Annotated in this window: 1 protein-coding gene; it reads right to left on the reverse strand. The window is 67.1% G+C overall.

The genetic code is table 11. The features are described 5' to 3' along the window. Positions 1-2: 2 nt before the first annotated feature. Positions 3-1,352 (reverse strand): IS701 family transposase, encoded by a 1,350-nt coding sequence (locus J2847_RS33860; RefSeq protein WP_209783110.1) that lies wholly within the window; start codon positions 1,350-1,352, stop codon positions 3-5. Between the last annotated feature and the right edge of the window lie 85 nt (positions 1,353-1,437).

Raw genomic sequence — 1,437 nt, forward strand, 5'->3', positions numbered from 1 at the left:
CACTACTTTGGCAGTTCTACTCCCGCCGGTGCGGGACGAGCCAGCACCGACAGCAGGGACATCGGAGCGGCGCGCAGGTGAGGATCTGCGCGAGAATGGCTTGGCGAATGGCGGGCAGCGTCGGGTGAGGGGGCGGTCCGCTGTCGCCGTCGGTGATTTTTCCCCCGCTCCGGCGCGCTGGCGAGTCGAAGGTGCTGGAGAAACGCCAAGGTGATCATCGCCAGAAGCAGATGATGGTGCAGGCCGTGCCAACTCCGTCCCTCGAAGTGGTCGAGCCCGAGTTCCTCCTTCATTTGCTGATGGCCCTGTTCGCAGACCCAGCGCGCTTTGATCCGGGCCGCCAGGGTCCGCACCGGGGTGTCGGGGGGCAGGTTGCTCAGGTAGTATTTGCGCTCGCCGGTGCTTCGGCGCTCACCGATCAGCCAAGCCTCGTCACCGGGCAGAGGCGTGCGATTGCTCTGCGGCGGCCCATCGGCGACGCGCACCCGCACCGCGGCGAATTCCGCGCTGAGCGGCCCCTTGGTGCCGGTTCGCCACGTCAGGCGCTGCCACGTCGCCGTCTCCAGCATCGCTGCCGCAGCGACCGGCTTTTCGCTGGCGACGGCGTGTTTGCGCGGCCGACCGACCGGGGCGACCGGCCACGTTACCGTGACGGCGGTGTGGTAGACCGACTGCGTGCATTGGATGCCGACCGCCCAGGTCAGGCCGCGCGCGCTCAGCCCCTTGCGGAAGGCGGCGCCGTCGCCGTACCCGGCATCGGCGACGACCATGTCGAAACGCACGCCCCCCGCCCGTACACGGTCCAGTTCGTCCAGCGCGATCTGCGGCTTGGTGCGCTCGCCCATGCGATCCGCAGGCACACCGGCTCGACGGCAGCGCTCAGCGTTCGTGGCCCAGTCGTCCGGCAGGAACAGGCGCAGAGCCACCGGCACGGGAACGTTGTCGCGGGCCAGGGTCAGGGAGACCAGCACCTGACAGGTGGCCTGCTTGCCGAGTGCGCCACAGTACTGGTGGGCAACGCCGACCGAGTGGCTGCCCTTCTTGGGCAGGGCAACGTCGTCGATGACCAGAATGGCGCCTTTGCCGCCGACCAGGGCATCGGCCTTGCCGGCAAGGATCGTCTCCAGCCGGGCACCATCCCACGACCGGCTGGCGATGAAGTTGTGCAGTTGGTCGTAGTCGTCCGGCGTCAAATCCGCCGCCATCGGTTGCACGCTCTTGCGCTCCGTGCGCCCGAGCAATCCCCGGATATACACCCCGGCCCACCGCTGCCGTGCCTTGTGGCCCAAGGCATTCAGAAACGGCTCCAGCCACTCTGCCAACTCGGCTTCCCACTCCCGCACGTCCAGCATGAGTGCCTCCGGCCAAGATCGTTTTCTCAGATGTACAACAGGTTTCAGTTCACTCCATCACCCAGAAACTGCCAAAGTAGTACTA

Origin of the sequence: Azospirillum agricola, from assembly GCF_017876095.1 — a bacterium.
Lineage (GTDB): Bacteria > Pseudomonadota > Alphaproteobacteria > Azospirillales > Azospirillaceae > Azospirillum > Azospirillum agricola.

Excerpts from the sequence above, each read along its gene's own strand:
- J2847_RS33860 (WP_209783110.1), bottom strand. The coding sequence starts at position 1,352 with ATGCTGGACGTGCGGGAGTGGGAAGCCGAGTTGGCAGAGTGGCTGGAG.